3 protein-coding genes are annotated in these 3,672 nt (G+C 67.7%); all 3 read right to left on the bottom strand.

Annotated features, from left to right (window positions below):
* Window positions 1–297: 297 nt before the first annotated feature.
* The 3 genes from A5698_RS05465 to A5698_RS05475 are packed head-to-tail and all read right to left on the bottom strand — an operon-like array spanning window position 298 to window position 3,410.
* Window positions 298–717, bottom strand: coding sequence for a pyridoxamine 5'-phosphate oxidase family protein (locus tag A5698_RS05465; RefSeq protein ID WP_197506673.1), 420 nt, complete (start codon window positions 715–717; stop codon window positions 298–300).
* 3 nt (window positions 718–720) lie between these two features.
* On the bottom strand, window positions 721–1,947 hold the full coding sequence (locus A5698_RS05470) for an LLM class flavin-dependent oxidoreductase (protein WP_231967308.1): 1,227 nt from the start codon (window positions 1,945–1,947) through the stop codon (window positions 721–723).
* A gap of 11 nt (window positions 1,948–1,958) precedes the next feature.
* On the bottom strand, window positions 1,959–3,410 hold the full coding sequence (locus tag A5698_RS05475; RefSeq protein WP_068294160.1) for an LLM class flavin-dependent oxidoreductase: 1,452 nt from the start codon (window positions 3,408–3,410) through the stop codon (window positions 1,959–1,961).
* Window positions 3,411–3,672: the final 262 nt, after the last annotated feature.

The following is a 3,672-nucleotide window of genomic DNA, read 5'->3' on the forward strand; positions in this document are numbered from 1 at the left end:
GGCCCTTCATGTGGCGCGAGGGTGCGTGTTTGCACACGACACGCCGCGCATTGTCGGCACTTTGCGCACGCTCGCGGCCGGCTGAGCGTGCACGACGACAGATGCAGATGCCAGCTCATCGACTTCTGCGGCAGGGCTGCGATCGATCGGAAATCACGACCATCCCGCAGAAGTCGCAGTACCTAGCGGGGCCAATGCGGAAGAACGCACACCTCCCGACCGCGACGGTGCGCAAAGTGTCGAGAATCAGCGGTGTGTTGCGTACAAACACGCACGCTCGCGGCCAGCCTCCGAGCGCTACTCCGTCGAGTAGTCGAAGCTCAGCCAGCGCTTCGGGCGCATCCGGATGACGACCGACGTCGGCGTGAGGTTCTGGTCGGCGAACGCATTGCCGTCGTCCTCGCCGAGGTAGCGGATCGCGATCTCCCGGCCAATCGCGTCCTCGGCCCGATCGATACCGACGACGTCGCCCTCCGCCGTCACATACCGATACGGCGGCGCCTCGTCCTGCGCGGTGATCGAGAACCGGCCGGCGGCCTTGATGAGCCGGTGCTTGAGCGACGACTCCTCCGTCCACAGCAGCACCTCACCGCCGGGTTTGTAGCCGTACCAGATCGGCACGCTGAACGGCGCCCGGTCGGGCCGCTCGACGGCGATGACACCAACGTGGACGTCGGCCAGGAACTTCTCGCGCTGATCGGTCGTCATTCTGCCCATGACTCAGCCAACCGCTGCGACGCCGACCACATTCCCGTCGCGCGTCGACCTGCCGCTTCGGTCCGGCACCCGTGACAGCCCGAGGTGGCCCCGCAGCGTGGTGTGCCGGTACTCACGTCGGAACAGCCCGCGCTCGCGCAGGATCGGCACGACGCCCTCACCGAACCAGTACAGCTCCTCCAGATGGGGGTAGCCGGAGAAGATGAACTCGTCGATGCCGATGTCGGCGTATTCGGCGATGCGCTCGGCGACCTCGGCGTGACTGCCGACCAGCGCGGTGCCCGCACCGCCGCGGACCAGGCCCACGCCGGCCCACAGGTTCGGCGCGATCTCGAGCGAGCGGGCGTCGTGCCAACTGCCGTTGCGCCGATGCTCTTCGTGCAGCGCCAGCATCCGCTTCTGACCCTCGGATTGACTGCGGTGCAACCCCTTCTGCGCGTTGCGCACCGTCTCCTCGTCCAGCGCCGCGACGAGCCGGTCGGCCTGCGCCCACGCTTCGTCAGAGTTGTCCCGCGAGATCGTGTGCAACCGGATGCCGAAGCGGACCTGCCGGTCCTCCTTGGCCGCCAGGCCGCGGATCCACTCGATCTTCTCGCGCACCGCCGACGGCGGCTCCCCCCACGTCAGATAGACGTCGGCGTGCCGGGCCGCGACCGGTCCCGCTGCCGCGGAGCTCCCGCCGAAGTACAACGGCGGCACCGGATTCGGCAGCGTGGGCAGCGCGGCCTCCTCGACGCGGATGTGTTCACCCTCCAGCGAGACCGTCTCGCCGGCCCACAGTCTGCGCACCACCTCGAAGAACTCGTCGCAGCGCTGGTAGCGGCCGTCCTTGTCGAGATAGTCGCCGAACGACCGCTGTTCGTGAGCCTCGCCGCCCACCACCACGTTGAGCAGAATGCGGCCGGGTGCGTGGCGCGCGAACGTCGCGGCCATCTGCGCCGACAGTGTCGGGCTGACCAGGCCCGGCCGGAACGCGACCAGGAACGCCAACGACGTCGTCTCGCGGGCAAGCAGCGACGCGGTGATGAACGCGTCCTCGCACCACGCGCCCGTCGGGATCAGGGCGCCGGTGAAACCGAATGACTCGGCGGCACGCACGATCGAACCCAGGTAGTCGATCGAGGCGTCCCGATCACCGTGTGCCGCACCGGCGGGCATGCCGTGGCCGCCGCCGACGATCAGTCGACTGTCGCCGTAAGTGGGTAGGAACCAATGCAATTGGATGGTCACGCGATGACTCCTTAACGGCCGCGGGTCGGCTGGGACGCCACCGATGCCGAGGAAGACGGCACCGTGGACGGCCGGTCGATGATGGTCGAGAGCGGCCCGCCGACACGATAGCGGGAACCGCGATGGTCCTCGGGCAGCCGGTCGCCGTTGCCGAGCAGCTTGCGGCGCAACGTACCTGCCGTGTAGGACGTCTGGTACGCGCCGCGCTCGGTGAGCACCGGAACGACGTGGTCGACGAACTCCGCGAACGAGCCGGGCGTGATCGCGTAGGCGAGGTTGAACCCGTCGACGTCGGTCTCTTCGACCCACTCCTGCAACGTATCCGCCACGCGTACACCGGAACCCACGAAGCGCGGGCCCATGCCGCCGATCTTGCCCCACTCGGCGATGTCGCGGACGGCCCACTCGCGGCCGTCAGGGTCGGCGGACTGGAACGCCGCGACCGCCGACAGGATCGCATTGGAGTCGACGTTGCCGACCGGTTCGTCGAGCCCGTAGCGCGACAGGTCGACGCCCATCCATCCGGACATGAACGTCAGCGCACCCTCGGGGTCGCCGTAGGACAGGTACTCGGCGTGGCGGCTATGGGCTTCCTCGTCGGTGGCGGCGGTGACGATCGTCGACAAGTTGAAGATCTTCACGCTGTACGGGTCGCGGCCGGCGATCTCGAGTTCCTGGCGAATGGTGCTGACCGTCTGGCGCAGAATCTCTTTCGTCGGGGACGCGGTGAAGATCGCCTCGGCGTTCTCCGCGGCGAACCGCACACCGCGTGGCGAGGACCCGGCCTGGTAGATCACCGGAGTGCGCTGCGGGGACGGTTCGGACAGGTGGACACCCGGGACGCTGAAATGCGTTCCCTGATGGCCGATGTGGTGCACCTTGTCCGGTTCGGTGAAGACCCCGCGGGCGGCGTCGCGCACCACCGCGTCGTCCTCCCACGACCCTTCCCACAGCTTGTAGAGCACCTCGAGGTACTCGTCGGCGTGGTCGTAGCGGGCGTCGTGCGCGGGCTGATCGGTCTGGCCCATGTTGCGGGCCGCGGCGGGCAAGTACCCGGTGACGACGTTCCAGCCGATCCGGCCCTTGGTGAGGTGGTCGAGCGTCGACATGCGGCGGGCGAACGGATAGGGATGCTCGAAGCCGGTTCCGGTCGTGATGCCGAAACCGAGGTGCTCGGTCACCAACGCCATCGCCGATACGAGCAGCATCGGGTCGTTGACCGGGATCTGGGCGGCCTGCCGGATGGCGGCCTCGTCGCTGGCGCCGTAGACGTCATAGGTGCCGAGCACGTCGGCGATGAACAACCCGTCGAAGCGTCCGCGCTCGAGCAGCTTGGCCAGTTCGGTCCAGTACTCCAGGTCCTTGTAGCGCCACGACTGGTCGTCGGGGTGTTTCCAGAGCCCGGGGGATTGGTGGGCGACGCAGTTCATGTCGAAGGCGTTGAAGCGGATCACACGAGTCACCCCGAAATGCTGCCCTGCGTGCGCAGCGCCGTCACCGGTTAGGTTCAGCGCGATCAGAACCGCCTTTGCGCACGCTCGTGGCCGCCGAGCGTGCGCGGAGTGTCGACATTTCGCGGCGTGTCGTGTGCAGACGCTCAGTGTCAGGGTGGTAATCGCCGCGTTGCGGTGGTTGGGTCTTCTCATCTGGTGTCTGGCTCCTGCAGACGCTGCCGTCTTCGGGCTGGCATTCGTGCGTTGTGCCGGCATCGGGTGGGAAGGACCG

Origin of the sequence: Mycobacterium sp. E136 (assembly GCF_001666865.1) — a bacterium.
Classification (GTDB): domain Bacteria; phylum Actinomycetota; class Actinomycetes; order Mycobacteriales; family Mycobacteriaceae; genus Mycobacterium.